Source organism: Mycolicibacterium sp. XJ1819 (assembly GCF_053483675.1).
The window spans coordinates 51,516-76,547 of the sequence record NZ_JBEFST010000027.1 but is presented as its reverse complement, the minus strand read 5'-3'; the positions used below and the strand labels follow the sequence as shown (position 1 = coordinate 76,547).

At 67.4% G+C, this 25,032-nt stretch carries 33 protein-coding genes; 10 read left to right on the top strand and 23 right to left on the bottom strand.

Annotated elements, in window-relative coordinates; genetic code table 11:
- The 3 genes from ABQE89_RS24580 to ABQE89_RS24570 form a co-directional block, all read right to left on the bottom strand.
- On the bottom strand, nt 1-454 hold a 454-nt coding region (locus ABQE89_RS24580), incomplete at its 3' end, for an SRPBCC family protein (RefSeq protein ID WP_448421538.1).
- Between the two features lie 82 nt (nt 455-536).
- Nucleotides 537-950: a DUF6188 family protein gene (locus ABQE89_RS24575; protein WP_448421536.1), complete on the bottom strand. Its 414-nt coding sequence runs from the start codon at nt 948-950 to the stop codon at nt 537-539.
- Nucleotides 951-1,008: 58 nt separating this feature from the next.
- Complete coding sequence (locus ABQE89_RS24570; RefSeq protein WP_448421534.1) at nt 1,009-1,281, bottom strand: hypothetical protein; 273 nt, start codon at nt 1,279-1,281, stop codon at nt 1,009-1,011.
- Between the two features lie 108 nt (nt 1,282-1,389).
- On the opposite strand from ABQE89_RS24570, the gene ABQE89_RS24565 reads away from it, so the two are divergent.
- Complete coding sequence (locus ABQE89_RS24565; protein WP_448421532.1) at nt 1,390-1,677, top strand: putative quinol monooxygenase; 288 nt, start codon at nt 1,390-1,392, stop codon at nt 1,675-1,677.
- Nucleotides 1,678-1,701: 24 nt separating this feature from the next.
- On the opposite strand, the gene ABQE89_RS24560 is transcribed toward ABQE89_RS24565, so the two are convergent.
- Together ABQE89_RS24560 and ABQE89_RS24555 are read right to left on the bottom strand one after the other, a co-directional pair.
- Entirely contained in the window at nt 1,702-1,917 is a 216-nt protein-coding gene (locus ABQE89_RS24560; protein WP_448421530.1) for an Rv3202a family protein, read from the bottom strand.
- Nucleotides 1,918-1,971: 54 nt separating this feature from the next.
- Nucleotides 1,972-2,196, bottom strand: a complete 225-nt coding sequence (locus tag ABQE89_RS24555; protein WP_448421528.1) for a DUF1918 domain-containing protein — start codon at nt 2,194-2,196, stop codon at nt 1,972-1,974.
- 186 nt (nt 2,197-2,382) lie between these two features.
- Between ABQE89_RS24555 and ABQE89_RS24550 the strand changes: the two genes are divergently transcribed.
- Together ABQE89_RS24550 and ABQE89_RS24545 are read left to right on the top strand one after the other, a co-directional pair.
- The gene (locus tag ABQE89_RS24550) at nt 2,383-3,357 is read left to right on the top strand and encodes an esterase family protein (protein WP_448421526.1); all 975 of its coding nucleotides are present in this window, start codon (nt 2,383-2,385) and stop codon (nt 3,355-3,357) included.
- A 206-nt stretch (nt 3,358-3,563) separates the two neighbouring features.
- Nucleotides 3,564-4,451, top strand: coding sequence for a cyclopropane mycolic acid synthase family methyltransferase (locus ABQE89_RS24545; RefSeq protein WP_448421524.1), 888 nt, complete (start codon nt 3,564-3,566; stop codon nt 4,449-4,451).
- On the opposite strand, the gene ABQE89_RS24540 is transcribed toward ABQE89_RS24545, so the two are convergent.
- Nucleotides 4,448-4,627, bottom strand: a complete 180-nt coding sequence (locus ABQE89_RS24540) for a hypothetical protein (protein WP_448421522.1) — start codon at nt 4,625-4,627, stop codon at nt 4,448-4,450. The two genes, ABQE89_RS24545 and ABQE89_RS24540, sit on opposite strands and share 4 nt — an antisense overlap.
- Nucleotides 4,628-4,683: 56 nt before the next feature.
- Nucleotides 4,684-6,477 (bottom strand): MFS transporter, encoded by a 1,794-nt coding sequence (locus ABQE89_RS24535; protein ID WP_448421520.1) that lies wholly within the window; start codon nt 6,475-6,477, stop codon nt 4,684-4,686.
- Nucleotides 6,478-6,590: 113 nt separating this feature from the next.
- Here ABQE89_RS24535 and ABQE89_RS24530 point away from each other — a divergent pair, with 113 nt between their 5' ends.
- Nucleotides 6,591-7,139, top strand: coding sequence for a lipoprotein LppJ family protein (locus ABQE89_RS24530; protein WP_448421518.1), 549 nt, complete (start codon nt 6,591-6,593; stop codon nt 7,137-7,139).
- Here the strand turns inward: ABQE89_RS24530 and ABQE89_RS24525 are convergent.
- The 4 genes from ABQE89_RS24525 to ABQE89_RS24510 all read right to left on the bottom strand — a co-directional run bounded on the left by ABQE89_RS24525 (nt 7,123) and on the right by ABQE89_RS24510 (nt 9,771).
- On the bottom strand, nt 7,123-7,518 hold the full coding sequence (locus ABQE89_RS24525) for a thiol-disulfide oxidoreductase DCC family protein (RefSeq protein WP_448421516.1): 396 nt from the start codon (nt 7,516-7,518) through the stop codon (nt 7,123-7,125). The genes ABQE89_RS24530 and ABQE89_RS24525 overlap by 17 nt on opposite strands.
- Before the next feature lie 4 nt (nt 7,519-7,522).
- Complete coding sequence (locus tag ABQE89_RS24520) at nt 7,523-8,512, bottom strand: NAD(P)H-dependent flavin oxidoreductase (protein ID WP_448421514.1); 990 nt, start codon at nt 8,510-8,512, stop codon at nt 7,523-7,525.
- A 66-nt stretch (nt 8,513-8,578) separates the two neighbouring features.
- On the bottom strand, nt 8,579-9,331 hold the full coding sequence (modA, locus tag ABQE89_RS24515) for a molybdate ABC transporter substrate-binding protein (RefSeq protein ID WP_448421512.1): 753 nt from the start codon (nt 9,329-9,331) through the stop codon (nt 8,579-8,581).
- Entirely contained in the window at nt 9,316-9,771 is a 456-nt protein-coding gene (locus ABQE89_RS24510; protein WP_448421510.1) for an acyl-CoA thioesterase, read from the bottom strand. Before ABQE89_RS24510 ends, modA begins: the two co-directional genes overlap by 16 nt.
- A gap of 54 nt (nt 9,772-9,825) precedes the next feature.
- Between ABQE89_RS24510 and ABQE89_RS24505 the strand changes: the two genes are divergently transcribed.
- Nucleotides 9,826-10,767 carry a threonine ammonia-lyase gene (locus ABQE89_RS24505; RefSeq protein ID WP_448421554.1) on the top strand — a complete coding sequence of 314 codons (942 nt, stop codon included), beginning with the start codon at nt 9,826-9,828 and terminating at the stop codon, nt 10,765-10,767.
- Between the two features lies 1 nt (nt 10,768).
- Here ABQE89_RS24505 and ABQE89_RS24500 read toward each other — a convergent pair whose 3' ends face one another.
- Nucleotides 10,769-11,095 carry a hypothetical protein gene (locus ABQE89_RS24500; RefSeq protein ID WP_448421508.1) on the bottom strand — a complete coding sequence of 109 codons (327 nt, stop codon included), beginning with the start codon at nt 11,093-11,095 and terminating at the stop codon, nt 10,769-10,771.
- Between the two features lie 3 nt (nt 11,096-11,098).
- Nucleotides 11,099-12,565 carry a peptide MFS transporter gene (locus ABQE89_RS24495; RefSeq protein ID WP_448421506.1) on the bottom strand — a complete coding sequence of 489 codons (1,467 nt, stop codon included), beginning with the start codon at nt 12,563-12,565 and terminating at the stop codon, nt 11,099-11,101.
- A gap of 191 nt (nt 12,566-12,756) precedes the next feature.
- On the opposite strand from ABQE89_RS24495, the gene ABQE89_RS24490 reads away from it, so the two are divergent.
- Together ABQE89_RS24490 and ABQE89_RS24485 are read left to right on the top strand one after the other, a co-directional pair.
- Nucleotides 12,757-14,133 (top strand): DUF7159 family protein, encoded by a 1,377-nt coding sequence (locus ABQE89_RS24490; protein WP_448421504.1) that lies wholly within the window; start codon nt 12,757-12,759, stop codon nt 14,131-14,133.
- Nucleotides 14,134-14,269: 136 nt separating this feature from the next.
- Nucleotides 14,270-15,013: a L,D-transpeptidase gene (locus ABQE89_RS24485; RefSeq protein WP_448421552.1), complete on the top strand. Its 744-nt coding sequence runs from the start codon at nt 14,270-14,272 to the stop codon at nt 15,011-15,013.
- Between the two features lie 5 nt (nt 15,014-15,018).
- Here ABQE89_RS24485 and ABQE89_RS24480 read toward each other — a convergent pair whose 3' ends face one another.
- The 5 genes from ABQE89_RS24480 to ABQE89_RS24460 are packed head-to-tail and all read right to left on the bottom strand — an operon-like array spanning nt 15,019 to nt 18,074.
- Entirely contained in the window at nt 15,019-15,684 is a 666-nt protein-coding gene (locus ABQE89_RS24480; RefSeq protein WP_448421502.1) for a sterol desaturase family protein, read from the bottom strand.
- Nucleotides 15,684-16,403: a FadR/GntR family transcriptional regulator gene (locus ABQE89_RS24475; protein WP_448421500.1), complete on the bottom strand. Its 720-nt coding sequence runs from the start codon at nt 16,401-16,403 to the stop codon at nt 15,684-15,686. The genes ABQE89_RS24480 and ABQE89_RS24475 overlap by 1 nt, the downstream gene beginning before the upstream one ends.
- A 57-nt stretch (nt 16,404-16,460) precedes the next feature.
- The gene (locus tag ABQE89_RS24470; protein WP_448421498.1) at nt 16,461-16,829 is read right to left on the bottom strand and encodes a nuclear transport factor 2 family protein; all 369 of its coding nucleotides are present in this window, start codon (nt 16,827-16,829) and stop codon (nt 16,461-16,463) included.
- A 6-nt stretch (nt 16,830-16,835) separates the two neighbouring features.
- The gene (locus ABQE89_RS24465; RefSeq protein ID WP_448421496.1) at nt 16,836-17,255 is read right to left on the bottom strand and encodes a lipoprotein LpqH; all 420 of its coding nucleotides are present in this window, start codon (nt 17,253-17,255) and stop codon (nt 16,836-16,838) included.
- Nucleotides 17,256-17,297: 42 nt separating this feature from the next.
- A complete protein-coding gene (locus tag ABQE89_RS24460) occupies nt 17,298-18,074 on the bottom strand; it encodes a helix-turn-helix domain-containing protein (protein ID WP_448421494.1) in 777 nt (258 codons plus the stop codon).
- Between the two features lie 109 nt (nt 18,075-18,183).
- Between ABQE89_RS24460 and ABQE89_RS24455 the strand changes: the two genes are divergently transcribed.
- Nucleotides 18,184-18,492, top strand: coding sequence for a hypothetical protein (locus ABQE89_RS24455; protein WP_448421492.1), 309 nt, complete (start codon nt 18,184-18,186; stop codon nt 18,490-18,492).
- Here the strand turns inward: ABQE89_RS24455 and ABQE89_RS24450 are convergent.
- Nucleotides 18,485-19,735: a cytochrome P450 gene (locus ABQE89_RS24450; RefSeq protein ID WP_448421490.1), complete on the bottom strand. Its 1,251-nt coding sequence runs from the start codon at nt 19,733-19,735 to the stop codon at nt 18,485-18,487. The two genes, ABQE89_RS24455 and ABQE89_RS24450, sit on opposite strands and share 8 nt — an antisense overlap.
- 214 nt (nt 19,736-19,949) lie before the next feature.
- Between ABQE89_RS24450 and ABQE89_RS24445 the strand changes: the two genes are divergently transcribed.
- A complete protein-coding gene (locus ABQE89_RS24445; protein ID WP_448421488.1) occupies nt 19,950-20,468 on the top strand; it encodes a hypothetical protein in 519 nt (172 codons plus the stop codon).
- A gap of 56 nt (nt 20,469-20,524) precedes the next feature.
- On the opposite strand, the gene ABQE89_RS24440 is transcribed toward ABQE89_RS24445, so the two are convergent.
- The 4 genes from ABQE89_RS24440 to ABQE89_RS24425 form a co-directional block, all read right to left on the bottom strand.
- Entirely contained in the window at nt 20,525-21,106 is a 582-nt protein-coding gene (locus ABQE89_RS24440; RefSeq protein ID WP_448421486.1) for a DUF2867 domain-containing protein, read from the bottom strand.
- 32 nt (nt 21,107-21,138) lie between these two features.
- Nucleotides 21,139-22,269 carry a nitronate monooxygenase gene (locus ABQE89_RS24435; protein WP_448421484.1) on the bottom strand — a complete coding sequence of 377 codons (1,131 nt, stop codon included), beginning with the start codon at nt 22,267-22,269 and terminating at the stop codon, nt 21,139-21,141.
- Nucleotides 22,270-22,331: 62 nt separating this feature from the next.
- Nucleotides 22,332-23,096, bottom strand: coding sequence for an HAD family hydrolase (locus ABQE89_RS24430; RefSeq protein ID WP_448421482.1), 765 nt, complete (start codon nt 23,094-23,096; stop codon nt 22,332-22,334).
- Between the two features lie 16 nt (nt 23,097-23,112).
- Nucleotides 23,113-24,186, bottom strand: coding sequence for an NAD(P)H-dependent amine dehydrogenase family protein (locus tag ABQE89_RS24425; protein ID WP_448421480.1), 1,074 nt, complete (start codon nt 24,184-24,186; stop codon nt 23,113-23,115).
- 68 nt (nt 24,187-24,254) lie between these two features.
- On the opposite strand from ABQE89_RS24425, the gene ABQE89_RS24420 reads away from it, so the two are divergent.
- Nucleotides 24,255-25,004, top strand: coding sequence for a glucose 1-dehydrogenase (locus ABQE89_RS24420; protein ID WP_448421478.1), 750 nt, complete (start codon nt 24,255-24,257; stop codon nt 25,002-25,004).
- The last annotated feature ends 28 nt before the right edge of the window (nt 25,005-25,032 follow it).

Here is a 25,032-nt window from a genome sequence, read left to right as displayed (position 1 = left end):
CGGGGGTCTCCACGACCTCCTTGACCCGTTCCAGCGTCTTACGCATGTCGCGGATGTTGCGGCGCCGCCGCAGCTGCCCGCCGAACACGGAGAACAGCTTCATCGCCAACGAGTCGTCGAGCCGGAACGATTCGGTGACATCTGTTCCGCCTTCTGTCGGTGTCAGGCGGTAGTGCCAGTTGTTGACGGGCTTGTCGCCCAGCAGCACCGCGAAGCCGAACTCGCGCCCCGGCTCGCATGCGGTGACCTCACACGTCGTCCAGTACACCGGGCCGATCTCGTTGCGCTTGACGTGCCCACGAAACCGGGCACCCAACACCGGACCGGTGGCGCCACCGAGCCACTCGGCCTCCATCACCTCGGGCGAGAACCGCCCGGTGTTGCGCACATCGGCGATGAGGTTCCAGATGTCGTCCGCCGGCGCCGACATGAATACCGTCACTGAGCCGTCCATGGCCATGGTCTCCTCTGCTCGGACCTTCGTGCCACAGTAAGTGAGCGGCCTTTGCAAACGGCCGGTTCGCCGGGATGGCTTCTCAGCGCTCGGCCGATTCGTCCTCCGGCAGGTCGTGTCTGACCACGCGGATCCGACCGCGGGGCAGGCACGCGGCGTATCCGTGGTGCTTACCGTAAAGCTCCCACGCCGTGCGCTCGTCATCGCTGCGGACGTGGATCTCGTGGCCGTGGGAGAACCGCAGGTGCAGGCCGCCGTCCTCGTCCCAGCTGGCGTGGGTGCACGTCGACCCCGCGAAGTCGAACAGCGGACGCTCTTCGACCCTGACGGCCTTCGGGTCGATCAGCACCGATTCCTCGCCGTCGGTCGGGGTGGCGGGCAGGATCAAGTAGAACGGCGCGGCGACGACGAGTTCGTTGTCGTCGAGGTTGAGCACCAGACCGTTACGGAACATGATGCGCTGGAGCACACACCCGCGAATCCACGGACTGGTCATTTTTTCACTTTGGCCGTTCCCACCACATCGCACAAGGTGCCGGCCGTGGCTTTGTGGCTCACCGTGAGATGTCGCCGTGCAGGTCCGGCCACGGCGGACGCTTGACCATCGCCACTCCGCTGAGGACAGCGGACACCAGGCCGACGAGGATGGCCAGCAAGGCGATGCGGGTCGCGTCGACCGCGGGTACCCATTTCGCGGTGCCGCCGTTGACGACGAACACCCCCAGCGCACTGCCGCCCGACCGACTCACCGGGATGACGGTGGTGCCGTCGGCGGTTTCGTGCGGCTGCCCGTAAACATGTGTGCCGGTTTCGGATTCCAGTCTCATGTGTTCATCCTTACTCCGGAACCACCGCGCGCAGTACCGATGAGTTATCGCCTCACCGGATGTCACAACCACCGGACATCGTTCGACGTCGGAAAAGGGGAGTGCCCAATGGTGATCGTCGCGGGTCATGTGCTGGTCGAGGCCACCCAGCGGGACGACTATCTGGCGGGCTGCGCCGAGGTGGTGCGCCAGGCCAGGTCTGCCCCGGGGTGCCTGGACTTCGCGCTGTCGGCCGACCCCGTCGACTCCGCGCGGATCAACATCTTCGAAAGGTGGGACTCCGCGGCGGCGGTCACCGCGTTCCGGGGCGCCGGTCCCGACGACACCCAGCAGGTGGCGATCCTGTCCGCGTCGGTGCACGCCTACGACGTGACCGATGTGGCTGCGCTGACGTGACCGACCGGGGCCACGCCGGCCGCCTCAGTGTTCGCCGTCGGGTCCTTCGTCGACCAGCGGCACCTCGATCGCCTGGTCGATGAGGTCGGCCTCGTTGGCATCGGAGCCGCGCGCCGACACCAGTCGGGCGGCCTCCTGCCAGGTGTCCACGTCGTCGTCGGCCTCGACCGGGATGGATTGGTCGGCCACGTCGGCGTCGGACATCTCCTGGCCCAGCGCGGGGCCGTCAGACTGCACCATGATCGGGCTCCCTCCCTCGTTACGACTCCGTCCCCACCATAGCCAGCCGGCGGGCTACCCGGTGGCGGCCCGCGCGTCCGCCGCATCCTGCTCGGCGGCGGGCACGACGAGGGCATCGGAGCCGGGATAGACGATCGCCTCGCTGTCGGTCGACAGCCACCGCACGACATACGGCGGTGAGCCGTCCGCCGAGCGCACCTCGGTGATCACACCCCGCTGATCAGGCTGATCCACGGTCGTTCCCTTGATCACCAGCAGGTCGCCCACGTTGGCCTTCATCGTCTGCTCCTTCCAGCAACTCGGCGGGTCTGACACCCGGGCATATCCCGACATATAGCGACATTGTGCCCATTTCGTGCGTGACGTCGAGCTGTAACCGCAGGCCGCCGTTCCGCGATGAACCACTAGATGCCGGGTATCCCGGCGGCGGACCTTCATCGGCACGTCAGAACCGTAGGACAAACCATGAATCACCAGGCACAACAGGCAATGAAATGGGTACGTCGAGTCTCCGCGGCGGTGGTGGCGGCGGCCTTGCTGCCCGGCCTCGTCGGAGTCGTCGGCGGCACCCCGACGGCACAAGCGGCGGTCGAGGTGCTCAGCGTCCCGTCCGCCGCGATGGGCCGCGACGTCACGGTGCAGTTCCAGGGCGGGGGAGCCCACGCCGTCTATCTACTGGACGGGCTGCGGGCCCGCGACGACCGCAACGGCTGGGACATCGAAACCGGCGCGTTCGGGATGTTCGACGGGTCCGGGCTGTCGGTGGTGATGCCGGTCGGCGGCATGTCGAGCTTCTACGCCGACTGGTACCGGCCCGCGGTGGGCAACGGCACGACCCAGACCTACAAGTGGGAGACCTTTCTGACCTCGGAACTGCCCGCCTGGCTGGCCGCCAACAAGGGCGTGAGCCCGTCCGGCAACGCCGTGGTGGGTTTGTCCATGTCGGGCAGCTCGGCGTTGATCCTGGCGGCCTACCACCCCGGCCAGTTCGTCTACGCGGCCTCGCTGTCCGGGTTCCTGAACCTCTCGGAGGGACTGTGGCCGATCCTCATCGGTATCGCCATGGCCGACGCGGGCGGGTTCAACGCCCTGGACATGTGGGGGGTCTACGGCGGTGGCGCCTGGCAACGAAACGACCCCACGTTGCAGATCGGCCGGCTGGTCGCCAACGGCACCCGGATCTGGGTGTACAGCGGTAACGGGAATCCGACCGACCTGGACGCCGGTCTGGGCAACGCGCAGATCCCCGCGCAGTTCCTCGAAGGTCTGACCATCCGGACCAACAAGCAGTTCGAGGCCGACTACCGGGCCGCGGGCGGCCGCAACGGCGTGTTCAACTTCCCGCCCAACGGCACCCACAGTTGGGGTTACTGGGCAGGTCAGCTGGAGGCGATGAAGCCCGATATCCAGCGGGTGCTCGGCGCGGCGCCCGCCGGCTGACACGCCGGCGACCGGCAACGCTGCCCGCTGCTCAGATATTCGCTGGCGTAAGCTTCGCCTTAGCAGAGTCGGCACCGTCGAGCCGAACGGGGCAATGAGGCCTGCACTGGAGTACTGTGCGTAAACTGCGCACACCACGACAAAGTCCCTACAGCACACGCGGGGGTCTTTGCATCGGTCCCAAATCAAAAGTCAGAGGCGCCACCTTGCCAGAAACCACGAGCGATGCCCGCAACTTGAAGCCGCACTTCGAGGACGTGCAGTCGCACTACGACCTGTCCGACCAGTTCTTCCAACTCTTCCTCGATCCGACCCAGACCTACAGCTGCGCGTACTTCGAACGCGACGACATGACGCTGGAGGAGGCGCAGATCGCCAAGATCGATCTGTCGCTGGGCAAGTTGGGGCTGAAGCCCGGAATGACCCTCCTCGACATCGGCTGCGGCTGGGGCGCGACGCTGAACCGGGCACTGGAGCTCTACGACGTCAACGTCGTGGGCCTCACGTTGAGTGCGAACCAGAAGGCGCATGTCGAACAGAACGTGTTCGCGCGCTCCTCGAGCCCGCGCAGCAAGCGGGTGCTGCTGGAGGGCTGGGAGCAGTTCGACGAGCCCGTCGACCGGATCGTGTCCATCGGGGCCTTCGAGCACTTCGGCCGTGATCGCTATGACGACTTCTTCAAGAAGGCGTACGCGTTGCTGCCCGCCGACGGCGTCATGCTGCTACACACCATCATCAAGCCCACCGACGACGAGTTCGCCGAGAGCGGTCTGCCGTTGACGATGAAGCTGGTGCGCTTCTCGAAGTTCATCATGGACGAGATCTTCCCCGGCGGTGATCTGCCGAAGTTCGACGTCGTGACCGAGTACGCGGAGAAGGCCGGTTTCGAACTCGCCCGGTCCCAGCGGCTTCGTCTGCACTACGCGCGCACCTTGGACATCTGGGCCGACAAGCTCTCGGCACGCAAGGACGAGGCCATCGCGATGCAGTCCGAAGAGGTCTACGACCGCTACATGAAGTACCTGACCGGCTGCGCGGAGTTGTTCCGCGAGGGCTACACCGACATTTGTCAGTACACGCTGGCCAAGCGTTAGCGCCTGGTCAGCCTGCGCCAAATCCGCAGCGGCAGTAGCCCGATCAACGGTGCCCGCTTGCCCAGATCGTCGACGTCGCGCCTGTTGAACGCGGCCGCATACCGGCGCGCGTCCGCGGCGGTGGGGTAGTCCTTGGCGCCCTCGTCACCGCCGCAGCGCTCACATGCCCACCGCATGGTTCGTCCCTCCGCGCGAAACATCGGTTGGTGACCGAAGACTCGGCACGCCCACGTCACGCTTGCGACGCCCCCTCCGTGTGCGGCGCGGCGAAGCGACCGCGACGCTGACGATGAATCCGGTTCTCCGCCAATGCTTCCCGGATCGCACGGCGAAATTCGCCCGGCCCCCAGTAGCGCGCTCCGACCTCCCGGTACAACTCTCGCACGCCGACCTCGCCATGTTCAGCCACCGCCCGCGCGATGGTCTCGATCTCGTGGTCGAGCGCGGTATCCGGCGCTCCGGGAGGTGGTGGTTCACGCCACGCGTACCACCGCGGCGACGGCCCGGGGCGATAGCGGCGCAGACCGGTCGTCGCCAGTTGTTGCCGTTCGGCACGGGCAGCCATGCGTGCGGAACCGTCGTCGTCGACCGACGACAGCGGTCTCGCCAGGTCTTCGAGGCTTTTGCCCTCGGCTTTCACCCCGAGCACGACCTCGACGACTCCGGCGGCGGCCATCACGGCCGCACCGATCAGGAACGCGACAGCGACGTAACCACGGTCACCGGACTCGATCAGCCCGCCGAACAGCAGCGGCCCCGTGATGCCGCCGATCGCCGTGCCGACGGCGTAGAAGAACGCGATCGCCAGCGCGCGGGTCTCCATCGGAAAGACCTCGCTGACGGTCAGGTACGCCGCGCTGGCACCGGAGGAGGCCAGGAAGAAGCACGCACCGAGGACCGCCATGAACGTCCACACCCCGCCGGTCTGCGAGACGAAGAGCACCGTCAGCAGCACCGCGACCGCCGCCGAACCGATGTAGGCCAAGGCAATCATCGGTTTTCGCCCGACGGTGTCGAACAGTCGGCCGAGCAGGAGCGGGCCCGCGAAGTTGCTCAGCGCCCATAGTGCGTAGAACACCGGCACGGTCCCGGACGCGACGTCGTAAAAGCCGCTGAGCAAGGTGCCCAGGTTGAAGGTGAACGCGTTGTAAAGAAAGGCCTGCCCGATGAACAAGGCGAGCCCGAGGATCGCACGCTTGGGGTAGCGGGTGAACGCCACCTTCGCGATCTCACGAAACGAGATCGCCTTGCGCTGCTCGACGGTGATCGAATCGTCGGTTTCGGTGAGCGTCTGGCTGGTTTCACGCCGCACTTCCTGTTCGATCTCACCGACGATGCGTTCGGCCTCCTCCTCGCGACCGTGGATGAACAGCCAGCGGGGGCTCTCCGGGATGTTTCGGCGCACCACCAGCACCACCAGGCCGAACAGCGCCCCGATGCCGAACGCGACGCGCCAGCCGACGTCGGCGGGGAAGACCGACTTGTCCAACAGCAGCAGCGCACCTGCGGCGCCGCCCGCCGCGCCGAGCCAGTAGGACCCGTTGATGATGAGGTCGACGCGGCCGCGCACGCGCGCGGGGATCAGTTCGTCGATCGCGGAGTTGATCGCGGCGTACTCCCCGCCGATACCGGCGCCGGTGAAGAAGCGCGCGATGTAGAAATACCACGGGGCGAACGCGAAAGCGGTTGCGACCGTGGCGGCCAGGTAGACCGCGAGGGTCAGGATGAACAGCTTCTTGCGGCCGAACCGGTCGGTCAACTGCCCGAAGAACAGCGCGCCCAGGCAGGCGCCGGTGATGTAAATCGCTGCCGCGATGCCGATCTGGCCTGCGGTCAGTTCGATGCCGCTGCCTTCCTCGGTGAGCCGGGAGGCGACGTTGCCGACCATCGTGACCTCGAGACCGTCGAGAATCCACACGCCCCCGAGTCCGATGACCACCCGCCAGTGGAAAGGCGACCAGGGCAGTCGGTCGAGCCGCGCGGGCACTTTCGTGGTGACGGTGCCCAACTGGGGGTCTGCGCTCATCGCGGCCTCCTTCGTCGTTCGGGCCAAGGAGTACCCGCGTCGCAGCGAATCACTCCCACCAGTTGGCATGTGAGTGGGAAACCGCCCCGGCGTAGATTGACCGGTGAGGAGTCATGAACCACAGTCGCGACTGGATCCGGTCTCCGCAGTCCCGGACCTTGCTGGCGCTGGCGCTGGCGATGTCGCTGGTGCTGGGGGCGACGTTCGTGGTGGTCGAGCGGACGGCGCAAGCGCGCGGTGGACCCGACGCACCGCTGTCCGACGACCAGGCCGTCGCCCAGGTGGTGGCCTCGGCGCGCGAGATCGTGGCCACCGCGCACCTGCGTGATGCGTCGGGCGGCTACTCCTTCCTATCGTGCACCGACGAGGCCAGTCCGCCCTACCAGGCCAGTCTGTACATGAACTTCCTTGTCCCACACCGTGACTGGGTCGGATACTTTCGCGAGGTGGCGTCGGCGATGATGGCCGGCGGCTGGCGCCGTGCCCCCACCAACGGTGAGCACTTCGGCCACAAGCTGACCAAAGACGGTGTCACCTCGGTGTTTCACCGCCACCTGCACGATCCGGGTTTCGCGACCATGCGACTCTACGGGCAGTGCCGAAACACCGCGGATCACCGCGGCGACGATCCGGTGTGGACGGAGGTCAGCCTCGATTCGTGATACCGCAGCCCGCCGGATGCGACTCGCAGTACGGGGTGGTGCCCGGGAATCGGTAGCGATGGTCGGCGACCCACCGGTACACCGCGTCTTGTAGCGACCGGATGCCGGGGACGCGGTAGACCCGCAACGGCAGCCGGACACCCAGCGCGGCCGACACCGCGGCGTTGGCCGCTTCGGCGCCCGCGTGCACCTCGCCGGTGGAGTCGAGCCATCGCACCGAATCCATCAGGCTGGAGGCGGCAACACCGAGGCGCTCGGCGGCGCCTTCGGCCTGCAACGGTTCGGTGCGCAGCGCGCCGGTGCGGTTCAGCTTGAGCAGCAGGTCGCGCGACCGTGTGCACATACCGCAGTTGCCGTCGAAGAACAGGGTTCCGGCCATGACCTCATTGTCCTCCCGGTGCGAGGTCGGCGACAGCCTGCCGGGCCGACATCACAGAGGTCATCCGAAGCACTGTCTCACCGGCGTAGAGCGCGGTCCGATCGGCAGTCGAGGCCGGCATGTCGGCGGTCGGGGCGATGGGGGAGAACAGCGGCAACCGCGGGGACTGGATAGCCACCACCGACGCCGCCGCGCGATCCGGCATGCGAGCGAGGAAACCGCTGCCCGCATTGAGAATCCGGGGTGCCGGCCGGGCCCGGCCGGCGTCATCGCACCAGCGCCGCGTCGCCTCGTTGGCCACCACACGATGGGCGGCAGGCCAACCGAGTCCGAACAAGGTGGTACGGAAGGTCTTGTCGGCGGCCAGAATCCGTCGCCGATATTCGGCGTGGGCGCGTGACTCGTGGGTGAGCAAGAAGCGGGTGCCCGCGACCACCCCGTCGGCCCCGGCCGTCAACGCCGCCCGGGTGTCCGCGGCGGTGGCGATGCCGCCCGCCAGCAGCACTGGCCGCCCGGATGCGGCATCTCGCGCCAGCGGCAGAAGCGTGTGCGCGGGGGTGTCGCCGGACAGGTGACCACCCGCCTCGGAGCCCTGCGCGATGAGCCCGTCGGCGCCCCAGGCGATCGCTTTTTCGGCCTGCTGGGCGGAGCCGACCATGACGAACACGAACACCCCGCCCTCGCGCAGACGTTCGATCATCGACCGGTCGAGGCCGAATGCCATCACCGCCACGTCGATTCGCGCATCCACGCAGGCCTCGATATGGCTGCGGCGCACGAACGGCATCAACAGGTTGACCGCGACCGCGCGACCGGGTGCGCCTTCTCGCATGTGGTTCACCGCGGCGTGCAAGGCCGCGGGGGAAGCGAGTCCGAGAGTGCCCAGCCCGCCCGCGGCCGCCACGGCCGTGGCCAACTCGGGGCCCGCCAGCCCGCCGCCCATGCCCGCCTGGGCGACCGGCACCTCGAGGCTCAGACGGTCGAGGAGATCCATGGCTTACCGCTCATGGGTCGACCGTACCGCCGACGTCGATCCGGACCGGGTTCGGCTCGGTGTGCGCTACGGCGCGGCGAAGCCCGCGGAGCGCAACACCTTCTGTCCCGCCTCGCTGGTGACGGTGTCCACGAACTTTCGTGCAAGGTCGGGCGCTTCCGACTGGCTCAGCACGGCGATCGGGTAGATGTTGACCGCGCCGGCGGACTCCGGGAACGGCACCGCGGTGACCTTCTCGCCGGCGTCCCGCGCATCGGTGACGTAGACCAGTCCGGCGTCGGCCTGACCGCTCGTCACCTTGTTCAGTACGTCGGTCACCTGGGACTCCTCGCTGACCGGGTCGAGTCGCACCCCGGTCGCCGTCTGGGCCTTCTCGGTGGCCGAACCGCACGGCACCTGCGGCGCGCACACCACCACCGACACGTCAGGGCGTGTCAGGTCCCGGAAGGTGGCCACCCGCTTCGGGTTTCCGGGTCTAACCACGATGGTCAAGGTGTTGGCCGCGAAGTCGACCGGATCACCCGTGAGTAGCCCCGCCTGCGCGGCCGTGTCCATTCTGTGGGTGTCGGCCGAGGCGAACACGTCGGCCGAGGCACCCTGCGTCAACTGGGTGACCAGATCCGCCGAGCCTGCGAAGGAGAACTCGATGACGATTCCGGGGTGATCGGTCGTGAACTGCTCACCGATGGCGGTGAACGGCGTGCTCAAGGAGGCCGCCGCGAAGACGACGAGCGTGGTGGTGTCGGCGTCGTCCGACGCCGAGCCGCACCCGGTGAGCGTGCACAACAGCAGCGCGACGGCGGCTATCGCTCTGAGCATGGGGTTGGTGACGAATCGGGCTGTTGCTCAACGGAACCGAGCGCATGACGCAGCGCGTCCGGAATCGGCCTCTTGGTCCAGTCCTCTGTGGAGACGACGACGTAGACGTTGTGGCCACGGACGGCGCTCTGCTCGGTCGTGCCGTCGTCGGACCGCAGCACGTCGAAACCGATGGTGAAACTGGTGGACCCGATCCGCCGGCAGCACACGCCGACGCGGACCGAGTCACGCCACCGAACCGAACGTGTGAAGTCGATCTCGCTGTGCACCACCTGAATGTCGAGCCCGTCGTCGAGCAACGCGGGATAGGACACGCCCAGATGATCGAACAGGGCCGTGCACGCCTCGTCGAACCAGGTGAGGTAGTGGCCGTTGAACACGACGCCCTGCTGGTCGACCTCCGCGTAACGCGGCACGATCGGCAGTGAGAACCCAGACACGGGCTCACCCTATCGATCGCCTCACGCTGCCCGGCGCACACTGGACAGGTGGCGATGGTGACCCTCGACGACGTTCGGCAGGCCGCGGCGCGAATCCGGTCCTTCGTGGTGCGCACGCCGTTGGTCCCGGCACTGTGGGCCGCCGAGGACCGGCCGCTGTGGATCAAACCCGAAAACCTGCAGCCGATCGGGGCGTTCAAGGTCCGTGGGGCGTTCAACGCCATCGGCAACCTCGACGAGTCGGTCAGGACGCGCGGCCTGGTCGCCTACTCCAGCGGTAACCACGCCCAGGCGGTCGCGTACGCGGCGGCGATCTACGGCATCCCCGCCCACATCGTCATGCCGGAGGAGACCCCGGCGGTGAAGATCGAGGCCACCCGCGGGCACGGAGCGCAGGTGATGCTGTGCGCGGCGGGGCAGCGCGAACGCGTCGCCGCCGAGGTCATCGAGCAGACCGGTGGTGTGTTGGTGCCGCCGTTCGACCATCCGGACGTCATCGCCGGGCAGGGCACCGTCGGCCTGGAGATCGCCGAGGACCTGCCCGCAGTCGACAACGTGCTGGTCCCGGTCAGCGGCGGCGGCCTTGCGTCGGGCACCGGAACGGCCATCAAGGCGCTCTGCCCGGACGCCCGGGTGTTCGGTGTCGAACCGGAGCTGGCCGCGGACACCGCTGAGGCGCTCGCGTCGGGCCATCGGGTGGACTGGTCCATCGAGGACCGCAACCGCACCATTGCCGACGGCTTGCGCTCACAGCCCTCGGAATTGACCTTCGCACATCTGCAGCAGGTTCTGGACGGGGTGATCACGGTGAGCGAGGACGAAATCCGCGCTGCGATACGCGATCTGGCCGTCCGATCGCATCTGATCAGCGAACCCAGCGGCGCGGTCGGACTGGCGGCCTATTACCGGGGCGACATCCCGCCGGGGCGCACCGTGATCGTGCTCTCCGGCGGCAACATCGAACCGGCCCTGCTCGGCGAGATCCTGGCCGAATAGGTCATGCGACCGCCCCTGGCCACACCAGCGGCACTGATACGTCGCACTTCTGGCGGATCGAGTGCTGCCACGCGTCCAGTTTCGCGGCACCTCGCAGATAGCGGCGCGGTCCTGCCCATCCGCACGAGCACGTCGCGGCGCAATGGGCGAACCCGTAGTCGAGCACGGTGACCACGCCGGGCCGGTAGGGCTGCGGCGAGGGTTCCCCGCCCACTACGAAAGGTATGGCCAACGACATCGGTTCACCTCCTCCGCTTCCCTCCATGCTGACCGATGCCGACGTCCACATCGGCGTCATCGAGGTCACGACTTGGACACGGCTACCCATCGATCAGTGCACGCCCTCCATCAGGCGGCTTATCCACGGTGCCAACACGTGCACGAGCACGCCGACCGCGACCGCGGTCGCGCCGATGATGCCGAAGTAGGCGAACTCGTGCGCCGGGTCGTAGTAGCGCGACAACACACCCGACATCGATGTTCCGATGCCGACCGAGAAGAAGTACAGCGCCATCATCTGCGCGCGGAACGCCTCCGGCGCGAGCTTTGTGGTGGCCGACAACCCGATGGGCGACAACAGGAGCTCGGAGATCGCGAAGATCGCCATGATCCCGACGACCAGCAGCACCGGCACCGTTTTTCCGGTTGTGCCCGCCACCGGCAGGAACATCAGAAACGCCACCCCCATGCCGACCACGCCGTAACCGAACTTGCGCGGTGTGGTCGGTGCGCGATCGCCCAGCCGTGTCCAGACCACCGCGAACAGCGGTGAGAGAAGGATGATCCAGACGGGTTCGATGGAGCCGATCCAGTTCGACGGCGCCGTCCACCCGAAGATCGACCAGTTGATTCGCTCGTCGGAGTACACCGCCAACACGGTGAAGATCTGTTGAAACAACGACCAGAACACCGCGTTCGCCACGAACAGCGGGATGAAGGCTCGGACCCGCGTCCGCTCCGGCGGTGCCACCTTCGAACTGGTCAGCATCACCGCGAAATAGGCGACCGAAGCCGCTGCGATTAGCCCGGTGGTCACCTGAGACAGGTTCGACAGCGTGACCAGACCCGTCGCGAACACCACGACGACCGCGGCGATCACCGCGACAGCAACGCCAGAAACCTTGGTTAACGCACTGCGCGGCAAGGGATTCGGAATCTGTCGACCATGCTCGCCGAGGTTGCGGCGGAACACGACGTATTGCGCGAGCCCGAGCGCCATGCCCACGGCCGCCGCACCGAATCCCACGTGAAATCCCACGTGCGACTGCAACAGGCCGGTGATCAGCGGGCCGGTGAACGCGCCGAGGTTGATGCCCAGATAGAACAGCGTGAAGCCGCCGTCGCAGCGCGGATCGCCCTTTTCGTAGAGCGTGCCCAGCAACGACGAGGCGTTGGCTTTCAACGCACCGGAACCCAGCGCGACCAACACCAAACCCGCGGCCACGCCGGTCAGGCCGGGAAGCACCGCGAGCGCGAGGTGGCCGCACATCACCACCACGCCGCCGTAGAACACGGTGCGTTCCATTCCGAGCAGCCGGTCTGCGATCCAGCCGCCCAGCACGGTGGACAGATACACCAGACCGCCGTAGGCGCCGACGATGCCGGTGGCGGTGCTCTTGGGCAGTTCGAGGCCGCCGTCGGTGGCCGAGTAGTAGAGGTAATAGCCGAGGATGGTGAGCATCCCGTAGAACGAGAACCGCTCCCACAGTTCGACGCCGAACAGGTTGGTCAGGCCGATCGGGTGGCCGAACGCGGTCCGCGCGGCCCGTCCGCCCTCCATCTGGCCGGTGGACGTCATCCGGTCACCCTGCCACTCGACGGCCCCGCGGGGCAGCCGTTCGCTCGGACGAGACCAATGGGCACCAATGGGCACCAATGGGCTACGTATGGGCAAAGGCCCCTCGGGGGACTGGCTGGAGGTTCTTGTCGGACAGCATATTCCGCAGGCAGAACCCTTCACCTGACAGCGCGGTCGCCGCGGTGCCCGGTGTGGCGGTCCCCGTCGCCGCGGGTAGTGTCACCCCGGACAAACCGACGTCCGAAGGGGTGGTGGTGGACGCCGTACTCGGCTTGTCCGTGACGCCGACCGCCGTCGGTCTGGTCCTGGTCGAGGGGCAAGACACCGGCGGTGAGACCGTCGACCGCGAAGCCTTCGAGATCACGGCCGGTCGGCATGCGAGTGCGCACCAGATCTGTGAGCGGGCCGCCGCGGCGGTGCTGCGCACCGAGGACGACGCCGTCTCCCGGGGCACACGTCTGCAGAGCATCGGGGTCACATGGACCGACGACGCCGATCCTGTGGCCTCGCTGCTGGTGAGGTCGTTGACGGAATGCGGTTTCGACAACATCCTGACGGTCGAGCAGACGGAGGCCACCGAGGCGCTGGCCTGGGGCATCGCCGAGGTCATCGGCTACCGGGTCACCGCGGTATGCGTGATCGAGGCCGAGGCCGTCAGGACGCTGGTCGTGCACACCGGTGAGGGTGCCGTGCAGACAGCGGTCAACCACACCATCGACGGTGATCAGAAATTGCTCGGATGGCTCGGCGCGGTCTTCGCGAAGGCGGATTGGCGGCCCGAGGCGTTGGTCGTGGTGGGTGCGTGTGGTGACCTCGACACGCTCATGCCGCGGCTGGAGGACGCCTTGGCGGTGCCGGTGTTCGCACCCGCCGAGTCCGAACTGGCCCTGGCCCGCGGCGCAGCGCTGGCCTCGGCCCACCACGCCGGTGCGACGCCGTTCCACGAGGTGGTCGCGGCGCCTGCGTCGGGCACCCAACGCAGGCTGACCTCGCACACCGGCCCGGTGGCGATGCTGACGGCAGGGGTGGTGACGTTCGTCGTGTCGGTCTCCATCGCGCTGGGCCTGGAATTGAATCCGGCCAGGAACGCCGAACCTGTCGAACCGAGTCCGGCGGCCAGGTCGTCGCCCGAGACGCCCGCGGCCGGGCCCGCGCCCGCAGCGATACCCGCGCCGGTCGCCGAGGCGCCGGAACTCGCTGCTCCGCCCGCCGCGCCGGTGGAGATCGCCCCGCCTCCGCTCGACGTGCCCGCCGAGCTGCCCGCCACGGTGGTGGACGCGGCCCCCGAAGCGCCGCCAGCAGAGACGCCGGCGCAGATCGCGCCCGCCGCCCCGGCGCCGGTACCGCCGCCGGCCGGCTTTGACGCGCTGCCGCCCGAGTCCCGGGCTCCGGGGCTGGTGCCCGCCGAGCCGACCCCGTTGCCCGAGCAGCGGCCCGGCATCCTGCGCCGGATCAAGGACCGACTGTCGAGCATCGGCCACGACGACGTGCCGCCTCCGCCGCCGCCACCGCCCCCGGCGGAGGCCGCGCCGCCCCCGCCGGACGTGCCGCTGCCGCCGCAGCCGTGACCCATGTCGGCGCTGGTCGCCGACCGCACCGCTGAAACGATCCGCGTGGCTCCGGCGATCACTCGATGGACGCGCGCGTGTACAAGCGCGGCTACCCGGGTAATTGACGCCTACGAACTAGGATGAAAAGGTGCTGATGTTTCGATATGCGCTGGCCGTGATGCTGTTTGCGGCGCTGGCGGTGTCAGGTTCGGCGGCCACCGGTTCAGCGGCGATCACCCGCGCTGCCGAGGTGGTCTCCATCGAGCCCGCGGGGCAGACGGTGGGCGTCGCGCACCCGGTGACGGTCACCTTCGCCGGCCCGGTCACCGACCGCACCGCCGTCGAGCAGAGCGTCACGTTCACGTCGCCTGCGATCCCGTCGGCCCCTGCGGGAACCTTCAGTTGGCTCAGCGACCGTCAGGTGCAGTGGACCCCGGACGGCTTGTGGCCTGCGCATTCGGACATCTCGGTGTCTGTGGGTGGCGTGAAGGCGTCGTTCCAGACAGGCGCCGCGGTGGTCGGTGTCGCCGACATCTCCGCCTACACGTTCACCGTCAGCATCGACGGAGAAGTGGTCCGTGAGATGCCGGCTTCGATGGGCAAGGCCAAGTTCCCCACGCCCCAAGGAACTTTCAGCGTGCTTCGCAAGGAGCGTTCGGTGGTGATGGATTCGCGAACCATCGGCATTCCGCTCGATGATCCGGAGGGCTACAAGCTGACCGTGGACTACGCGGTGCGGATCACCAACGGCGGGGTGTACGTGCACTCCGCACCCTGGTCGACGGGGTCACAGGGGTACGCCAACGTCAGCCACGGCTGCATCAACCTCAGCCCGTCCAACGCCGCGTGGTACTTCGACACGGTCGGCGTGGGCGATCCGGTGATCGTCCAGAGTTGACGGCGCTACAGCGCTTCGGCGTGTAGGTTCTTCGCGGTCGGGGAGTTCTCGACCGTCGCCGGGTCCGGGTTGGTACCCAGCACCCGGTCGGCGGTGTTGGCACTGGTCACCGTGAACCAGTAGTGCTCGTTCTTGTAGTGGTGGTTGCGGTGGTTTCGCCAGATCGCGCGGTAGACACGGCTTTTCGGCTTGTAATCGGTGTGGATCAGGTAGTGCGTCCACTCGTAGACCAAGGCGAACGTCGCGATGGTCACCAGATACGTCAGCCCCATACCCAAGCGCGGAAACGCCAGCAGACCGACGCCGACGGTCAACGGCAGCACCCACGACACCAACGACTTCCAGGGAATGAAGATCAAACCGATGCTGCGGGGGTCGCGGTGATGGGCGCGATGTTCGCTGGCCAGCAGCGGGTCAATCGTCAGTCGGCCCACCCGTCTTGGCCGCCAGTGCAACAGGAACACGTGAATGACCCATTCGAAGAACGGGAAGATCGCGAGCATCACCACCGCGACGATCGCGTCGGTGGGCTTCCAGTCGCCGACCACCGCACGCGCCGCCGCCGCGGCGACCAACACCGCTGAAATCAGCCAGGGGGAGGGGTGCGTCCAGAATTGGCGCCCGGCGTCGGCCAGAGTGAAGCCCCTGCGTGCGGGGGTGCGGGTGGTCATCAGTGATCCTCCAGGTCGTCGAGCGCGGTCAACAGCGCCCTGGTCGCGGGTTCCAGTAAGTCGTGTGCGGCCCGCGCGGCGCGTTGTGGTTCGCCGGCACGGATCGCTTCGGCCAGGTCTCGGTAGGCCTGCGGGCGACCCACCTCGTCGGCCATCACCGCGGCCAATGCCGGCAGCGCCGGTTCGTAGGTTGCGCGAAGCGTGTTGTACATGAGCCGGAACGCGATCGAATCCGCGCCGTCGACGACGTGATCCCAAAACGTCAGCGCCAACCGCTGCTGCTCGACGGGGTCGTCTGCGTTCGCCAGGGCCCGCCAGATCTCGTCCATCCGGTCGGCCAGCTCGGGTCCGCCCCGGCCCGCAGCCAACTCGGCGACCTTGGGACCGTTGTGCAGGCGGGTCTCCAGAATGCTGCGCACGACCGAGAGGTCGAGTTCGCCGGCGCGGAGGAGCAGTCGGGGTAGCAGGTCCAGACCGGCGTGCCGGCGGAAGTCGCGAACTGTCGTCGCGTCGCCCTGCCGCACCTCCACCAGCCCGGCCGCGGTCAACCGCTTCAGCGCCTCCCTGACCGCGGGTCGGGACACCCCCAGCACTTCGGCGAGCCTGCGCTCGCTCGGGAGGGACTCGCCGGGCTGCATCTCGCCGCTGAGTACCTCGGCGACGATTTGTTCGAACACGTCCTCCGGTACGGAGCGCCGGTTGACCGGTTGCAGAGCCATACCCCGAGACTGCCAGGCAGATGATCAGAGGTCAAGTGGTCAGACCAGTGCAAGCCATCAGCCTGCCGTCAGCCTCGCCCTCATCGCCTCCGCCACGGCCATCAGCGCCGACATCGGGCGCACCATCACGGTCAGTTCGCTGATCAGGCCGTCCTCGTCGAGGTGGAGGAAATCGCAGCCCTCCAGCTCTTTGTCGCCGACCCTGGCCTGGAAGACCAGCGCGTGGTCGTGTTCGCCGTCGAGCTCGCGCACATAGCGAAAGTCCTCGAACACCTCCATCACCGCGGCAAGGATCGGCCGGAGCGCGTCCCGGCCCTCGTATGGCGTGAAGACCACAGGGCTACGAAAGACCACGTCCTGGCGGCACATCGCGAGGACGGCGTCGAGATCTGCGGCTTCGACCGCGCCGCGGAACGGATGACCCACGGTCGCTCAACAACTCGCTTCGATGCGGAAGGTGGCGGTGACCGCGTCGCTCGGGTTGTCGGTGAACGCGCCGTCGGCCGAGCCGGTGATGGTGTAGTTGCCGCCGACTCCGTCGACCTCGGCCTCGCCGATCCTGCCGTTCCAGAAGGTGCCGGTGAAGCCGTTGAAGTCGCGGAATTCGACGGACTGGACCGTGACCTCGTCGCCGGTGTCCAACGCGACTCTGAAGCCGTTGTCCTCGTCGAGGGAGTCGATGTTCCACGCCCAGCCGCTCTGCCGACAGCTGACCGGGTGCGGCCCGCCGGTGCTCTCACCGTTGAGGGTCACTTTCGCGGTCGTGCCGCCGAGCGCGGGCGCAGGCGAGGAGCATGCCGCGGCGCAGGCGACGAAGACCATGGCGGCCGATGCGAGCAGTCGGTTGTCCATGCCGCCAGACTCTATTGGGCCGGACGTCGGCGCATGGGCATTTCACCGCAGCGCGGCGCTCGTCTGCTCGTCGGCGGGCAGAAACGCCTCGATGGAAAGTTCGGCCGCGGTGAGGTCCAGCGCCGTGCCGAACGTCGTCACCATGGACAGGAACGTCAACAGCCGGCCCTGCGGCGTGTAGAGCTCCAGGGGGACAGCCACGCCGCCGAAGTCGTGGGTGTCCTCGAAACCGCCTGGATAGGACTCGATCTCGGTGAGCAACGTCGACAATTCGGCCGAACCGCTGACCACCGCCTCCCGACGCAGCCGGCCGATCAGATGGTGACGCCACTGCGCGAGGTTGCGGATCCGCGGCGCGAGACCGTCGGGATGTAGCGCAATGCGCAGCGCGTTGGGCCGTTCGAGAAGGCTGGGCGCGACACCGTCGAGCAGCACGCCCGATCCGGCGTTGGCCATCACGATTCCCCATGACCGGTTCACCACGACACAAGGAAATGGGTTGTAGGCGTTGAGGACCCGCTCGATACCGGCGCGCACCGGTCCCATATCCGGATCGTCCAGTGACCGCTCGCCGTACACCGGAGCCAGCCCGGCGGCCAACAGCATCCGGTTGCGTTCCCGCAGTGGCACGTCGAGCACTTCGGCCAGGCGCAAGACCATCGAGCGACTCGGCGAGGATCGACCGGTCTCGATGAAACTCACGTGCCTGGCCGATACGTCGGCCTCGATCGCGAGGTCGAGTTGGCTCAGGCGGCGGCGCTGACGCCATTCGCGCATCAGCGCGCCGAACGCAGGCGCCCGGGCGTCGATGGTGGTCACGGCCTCAGTGTCGCGCACCTACGGGCGTCAGACCACTACGTGCGGGGTAATTGCACACCTTACTTCGGCGCGGCACCGTTGTGGGTGTCCACCGAGCAGAGGAGCCGCCATGGCCACCGGATTCTCAGTCGCCCCATCCGAGCGGCCGATCCCACGATGGCTGCATTTCGTGTTGATCTCCGACCGCGCCGGATCGTCCTGGTACATCGGCGCCGGTTTCTTCTTCGCACCGGTGCTCGCGGTGGCCTCGCCGTGGCCGGCGGTGACCGCGATCCTGTGGGTGATCATCGGCGTGTTCGGCGTGTGGCTGGCCGTGCTGGGCATCGCGATGGCGACCGGCCTCGCGATGGCCATGCGTTCGAACACCGAGATCCCCGAACAGTATTGGCGGTCGCTGGTCGACTATCCGGTCAGGTAGCGCGTGCGGCACTGCCCGTGTAGTCGACCTGCCAGTGCTTGATGCCGTTGAGCCAGCCCGACCGCAGGCGTTCGGGCTTGGACAGCGGCGCGAGGTCGGGGATGTGGTCGGCAATCGCGTTGAACATCAGGTCGATCGTCATCCTGGCCAGGTTTGCGCCGATGCAATAGTGCGCACCGGTTCCGCCGAAACCCACGTGCGGGTTGGGATCTCGCAGGATGTCGAACGTGAACGGGTCGTCGAACACGTCCTCGTCGAAGTTGGCGGAGCGGTAGAAGATCACCACCCGTTGGCCCTTCTTGATCTGCACCCCGGACAGTTCGGTGTCCTCCAGAGCGGTGCGCTGGAATGACGTCACCGGCGTCGCCCACCGGACGATCTCGTCGGCGGCAGTCGCCGGCCGCTCCCGTTTGAACAGCTCCCACTGGTCGGGAAAATCGGTGAACGCCATCATGCCCTGGGTGATCGAGTTTCGGGTGGTCTCGTTGCCCGCGACGGCCAGCAGGATCACGAAGAATCCCAGTTCATCGTCGGAGAGCTTGTGGCCCTCGACGTCGGCCTGCACGAGCTTGGTGACCAGGTCCTCACCCGGGGTGTCGGCACGCTCGGCGGCCAGCTTCATCCCGTACATGATGAGTTCGGTGGACGCGGTGATCGCATCGTTGTCGGCGAACTCCGGATCTTGATCACCGACCAGCTGATTGGACCAGTGGAACAGCTTCATCCGCTCTTCCTGCGGCACACCCATCAGGCCGGCGATGGCCTGCAGCGGCAGTTCGCAGGACACCTGCTCGACGAAGTCCCCGCGGCCTTCGGCAGCGGCGGCCTCGGCGATGGCGTGGGCACGTTGGCCCAATTCTTCGCGCAACCTCTCCACGGCCCGCGGGGTGAAGGCGCGCGAGATGATCTTGCGCAGGTGGGTGTGGTGCGGGGCGTCCATGTTGAGCAGCACGTACTTACCGCGTTCGATCTGCTCACCGACGGTGCCGTCGCGGTACCGGGGCAGGGCGGTCTTGGCCAGGCTGGAGAAGACGTCGCTGCGCAGCGACACCTCCTTGACGTCCTTGTGCTTGGTCACCACCCAGAAACCGCCGTCGTCGAAGCCGCCGGCGCCGAGGGGCTGTTCGTTCCACCAGATCGGCGCGACCCGGCGCATCTCCGCAAGCTCCTCGACGGGCAGACGTTCGGCGTAGATGTCGGGGTCCGTGAAATCGAAACCGGGTGGAAGGTTCGGGGCAGGCATCGATGCGTTCCTCCGATGACGTCGTCTAGTGCTCTTGTTGCATTGCTACACCACAGTCCAGGACTAGGCAGCGGCTTGGGAGAAACTCGGAAGTGGAACGTGTTCACCCGCGTCAACTAATTGACCTCTTGGTCACAACGGGCACAGGTGTAACAATTTCGACGTCCGGACAGAAGCAGTCTGTAGCAGCGTTGGCGCCGGAAAGGGGGCACGGGTGAGGTTCGATCTCAAGGCAACGGTGGCTTCGGTGGCCATTGCAGGTATCGGCGGCCTGGCCGCCGCGATATTGGGCGCCCCGTCGGCACTTGCCGATCCGGTCGCCCCCGCGCCGCCGCCTCCGCCCCCCGCCGAACCGCTGCTCGCACCGCCCGCAGCACCTGGCGAGGGCGTTCCGCACCTGCCGAGCCCGGACAACCTTCCGCCCGACACCTCCATGACCCCGGCACAGCGGGAGGGCAACGGTCTGACGTATCTGCGAGAGCTGTGGTACGCGGTGCAGACCCAGGAGGTCAGCGGTAAGGACGCCCTGCTGCTGCTGACCCAGCGGCCGCTGAACGCCAACGCCACACCGCCACCCGGACTGGCCCCCAACCCGACCCCGCCTCAGCCGGCAGCTCCCGCAGCGCCGCCTCCGGCGCCTGCGCCGGTGGCCACCCAGTCGGGTCCGCTGCCCGCACCGCCACCGCCACCGCCACCTCCGGCGCCCGCTCCCTTGATGCCCTGGTTGCCCTGATTGCGATTTGTGTGCGTTCTGTTGCACTGAGCGCTCCTGAACGCACACAAACGTGATTACTCGCGCCAGGCCTTTGCGATGGCGCGCATCATCATCGGATACACGATGAGATGGCGGAACGGCGCGATCGCCTTGAGATAGGCGATTCCGAGCGTCCCGTTGGGGCGCACCAGAATGGCCAACTGCCCGCGAAACACCTCGTCTGCCTCGGCAACCCAACCGAGATGGACCACGCCGTGCATGGTGCGATTCGCAATCTCGAGCGCGGCTTCGTCGTCGGTTCGGTACAACGGGACGAATGTCGTGGTGTGCGCGCCGGGGGAGGTCGAGGCGTCGCGCAGGTCGGCCGGCAGCCGGTCACGCAGGGTCGGAACGCGTGCCCCGAGACCGGTATCGGCCTGGTCGAGTCTGAAGACCTTGCCGAGCAGTGTCCGGGCGCCGAGCAACGCGCGCACCAACACCGGCACCTGCCGGGGTTCGAACGTGCTCAGCAGATCGACGAGCCGGGGGAAGTCCTCGGGCCCGCCCGGGGTCGGTAGCGCCCACACGTCGAGGACCTGAAAGTCGTCGGCAATCTGGTGTATTCGCCAGGGTTGCGCGGTGTGCTCAGCGGTGTCGACGGCTCCGGAACGAAACATACAAAACTGTATGCCCGCGGCCGACACGCCAATCAGGCGGACGCGGCCTCGTTGATCTCCTCGAGCCTGCCGGTGGCCTCCAGATACTCGCGGACCCAGCGTTCGATGACCGTCGCGGTCTTTTCGACCTTGGTGAACTGTCCGACGACCTGACCGATCGGGTTGAACGCCACGTCGACGGTCTCGTTGGGGTACTTGTGGGTGGCGGCCACGGCCATGCCGGAAACCATGTACTGCAGCGGCATTCCGAGAGGTTTGGGGTTCTCCGGCTTCTCCCAGGCCTCCGTCCACTCGTTGCGCAGCATCCGGGCCGGCTTACCGGTGAACGACCGGCTGCGCACGGTGTCCTTGCTGGTCGCCTTCGCATAGGCGGCGTGCTGGACGGGGGTGTTCTCCGACTCCTCGACCATCACCCACTGCGAACCGGTCCACGCGCCCTGTGTGCCCAAAGCGAGCGCGGCGGCGATCTGCTCACCGCTGCCGATACCGCCCGCGGCGAGCACCGGGACCGGCGCGACCTCCTTGACCACCTGCGGCCACAGCACGATCGAGCCGATCTCGCCGCAGTGGCCACCGGCCTCGCCGCCCTGGGCGATGATGATGTCCACACCGGCGTCGGCGTGCTTGCGGGCCTGCGACGGCGATCCGCACAGCGCCGCGACCTTGCGGCCGGCGTCGTGAATGTGCTTGATCATCTCGGCGGGCGGGGTGCCCAGCGCGTTGGCGATCAGCGTGCACTTGGGGTGCTGCAGGGCCACCTCGACCTGCGGCGTCGCGGTCGCCTCGGTCCAGCCCAGAAGCTGGAATGCGTCGGCGCCGCTGTCCTCGACGGGCACACCGTGCTCGGAGAGGATCTTGCGGGCGAAGTCGACGTGCTCCTGGGGCACCATGTCCTGCAGCGTCTTGGCCAGTTCGTCGGCGGACATGTCGGCGTCCATGCCCTCGTACTTGTTCGGGATGACGATGTCCACGCCGTAGGGGTGATCGCCGATGTTCTCGTCGATCCAGTTCAGTTCGATCTCGAGCTGATCGGGGGTGTAGCCCACGGCGCCGAGCACGCCGAAGCCGCCGGCCTTGCTCACGGCGACCACCACATCGCGGCAGTGGGTGAACGCGAAGATCGGATACTCGATGCCGAGGTCGTTACAGATCGGGGTGCGCATGCCTGCTCCTTGGTGGGCCGCCACAAATTGAAACGTGTTCTAGTTTAGCGTAGCGCCCGCGCTCAGTCGTAGCCGATGAACCTGCGCAGCGCCGAGCGTCGGCGCCCCGACGCGACGACTTTGAGCACCGGCCAACCGTTCGTGGCGGCGGCCGCGGCCAGCCCCGAGCGCGGGTTCACCGGCCGGGGGTGGCCGACCAGCATCATCAACGCGGCATCCTCGTCGCCATCGGCGTAGAAGTAACTACGTTGCAACTCAACGTCATTGGTCTCACAGAACCGTTGAACCACGGTGGCCTTGTTGCGTCCCCACACCACCGGTTTGGCGATTCGGCCGGTGAGACGGCCGCGCTCGTCGACCTCGAAGCGGTTGCACAGCACGTGGTCGATCCCGAGGAAGCGGGCCACCGGATCGGCGTGGATGGTCAGCGCCGACGAGCTGAGCACCACGGTGTGGCCCCGGCGTTGATGGGCCTGGACGATCTCGTGCATGTACGGGAAGACCCGAGAGGCGACCCGTTCGACGAACAGTCGCTCACCGAGTTCGTCGAGGTCGGCCAGCGACTCGCCCCGCAGGTAGCCCGCCGCCCTGGTCAGCAGGTGCTCGAAGCGCATCCGGCCGAGCCGGTAGCGCAGCGACGCCTCCATCACCCCGAGCACCTCGCCGAGGCGCGCCTGCCTGCGCCGGATGCGGTCGCTGGCGTGTGCGGCCGCGGTGAACCCGTCCACCAACGTGCCGTCCAGATCGAAGAACGCGCCGACGCGGGCACCCGTCGGGCTCGCCTCGATCTCGGCGATCGGGTCCGGCACCGCCTGCTGCACGCTCATGACGTGCTCCAGCCTATTAGCCGACGTAAAGACCCTTCCCGGTCGCGAGCGGCATGTCGAGCGTGGTGCGAATGCCCGCGGGGGCGGCCACCACGTCGGGAATCGCGTTCACGATCCGGCCCGCGGCCGCGAGGATGGCCGCGTAGTTGTGGTCCCCGTTGCGACTGCTCGGGCAGATGTCCATGGCATAGGACGGTTCTCCGACGATCTCGACGCGATACGAGCCGCCCGGCTGGGCGGGCTGGGCCCAATCCGGCCGCAGATCGCCGCGTAGCCGGGTGACGTGCTCAACGACGATCACCGGCTTTCCGTTGACCATGCCCTCGATCTGGAACCGCAGCGCCGCGACCGTGCCCTTCTTGATGGTGCCGACGGCCACGTCGAAATCCTCGGGTGCGGGTTCCTGCTCGACGGAGTCTCTGATCTCGTCGACCTCGACACCCAGGCCCGCGGCCAATTGGCGGATCGCGGTGCCCCACGCGATGCTCAGCACGCCGGGTTGAAACAGGATGGGCAGGTCGCCGATCTGGTTGCCGAAGCCCATGACGTCGAACATCACCGTCGCCCCGTCGTAGGAGGCGTAGTCGGCGATCTCCATCGTCCGGATCTGCTCGATGCTCTGACAGGTCCCTGCCAGCGCGAACGGCAGCAGATCCGTCGCGAACCCGGGGTCGACGCCGGTGATGAAGACCGTTGAATCCCCTTGTCGCGCAGCGTCTTCCACACGTTCGATGTACTTGTCGGGAATCACCTGCCACGGATACTGCAGCACGCCGGGCGCCGAGCCCACCACGTCGATGCCCGCAGCCAGGATGCGCCGGATGTCGGCCATGGCCTCGGGCAGGCGGGTGTCGCCCATCGCGCAGTAGACCACGCAGTCCGGTCGGGCGGCGATGACCGCGTCGAGGTCGTCGGTCGCGACGACGCCGGTGCTCACCTCGAGGCCCGCCAGTTCGCCGGCGTCCCTGCCCACCTTGTCGTCCGAGTGCACCCACACGTCGGTCAGCTCGAAGCGGGCGTCGTCGATGAGTTGCTTCAGAGCCAGGCTGCCGCAGTTCCCGGTGCCGATGAGCGCGACGCGGATCGCCATTCGGATTCCCTTCAAAAGACTGGAACAGGTTCTACTTGTAGCACGCGCGCAGGGTAGCCTGTCGCGTCATGGGACGCGTGGACGGAAAAGTTGCACTCATCAGTGGCGGGGCCCGGGGGATGGGTGCCGCGCACGCCCGGATGTTGGTGGCCGAGGGCGCCAAGGTCGTGATCGGCGACATTCTCGATGACGAAGGCAAGGCGCTCGCCGAGGAAATCGGTGCCGCCGCCCGCTACGTCCATCTCGACGTCACCGATTACGAGCAGTGGCAGGCGGCGGTCGCGACCGCGACAACGGATTTCGGCACCCTCAACGTGCTGGTCAACAACGCCGGCATCGTGGCGCTCGGGCCGCTGAAGTCCCTCGACGTCAAGAAGTGGCAGAACGTCCTCGACGTCAACCTCACCGGCACGATGCTGGGCATCAAGGCCTGCATCGAGCCGATGACCGACGCCGGTGGCGGTTCGATCATCAACGTCTCCTCGATCGAGGGTCTGCGCGGGGCGGCGTGGGTGCACAGCTACGTCGCCTCCAAGTGGGCGGTGCGCGGGCTGACGAAATCGGCGGCGCTCGAGTTGGCGCACGCCAAGATTCGGGTCAACTCGATTCACCCCGGCTTCATCCGCACCCCGATGACCAAGCACCTGCCCGACGACATGGTGCAGGCGCCGCTCGGCCGCGCGGGCACGCCCGACGAGGTCGCCACGTTCGTGGTCTTCCTGGCCAGCGAGGAGTCGTCGTTCGCCACCGGCGCCGAGTTCGTGATGGACGGCGGACTGGTGGCCGACGTGCCACACAAGGCACTGCCCAAGGGCTGACCCCGGGTTGCCCGCAACCGGGCTTGCG